The organism is Mesorhizobium sp. M6A.T.Ce.TU.016.01.1.1, assembly GCF_003997065.1.
Classification (GTDB): Bacteria; Pseudomonadota; Alphaproteobacteria; order Rhizobiales; family Rhizobiaceae; genus Mesorhizobium; species Mesorhizobium mediterraneum.
This window is the reverse complement of the sequence record NZ_RZTJ01000180.1, coordinates 1-339: the sequence shown is the minus strand read 5'-3', so window position 1 is coordinate 339 and position 339 is coordinate 1. Positions and strand designations below refer to the sequence as shown.

Here is a 339-nt window from a genome sequence, read left to right as displayed (position 1 = left end):
GTCATGCTGATCCACGGCAATTCATCTTCCAGTGCCGTTTTCCGCAACCAGTTGGACGGCCCGTTGGGCGAGCGATATCACCTCATCGCTCCCGACCTACCCGGCCATGGAGCGTCCGGCGATGCGATCGATCCAGAGCGTTCCTACAGCATGGAAGGCTATGCCGATGCCATGACCGAAGTGCTCGGGCTGCTCGGCATCGACAAGGCCATCGTCTTCGGCTGGTCGCTCGGCGGCCATATCGGGCTTGAGATGATCGACCGCTTTCCCGGCCTGCTTGGCTTGATGATCACCGGCACGCCGCCTGTCTCGCCCGAGGAGGTCGGTAGCGGATTCAAG

General features: G+C 61.9%; 1 protein-coding gene. It reads left to right on the top strand.

What is annotated here, in order from left to right; translation table 11 throughout:
• On the top strand, positions 1–339 hold a 339-nt coding region (locus EOC94_RS33865), incomplete at both ends, for an alpha/beta hydrolase (protein WP_148128483.1).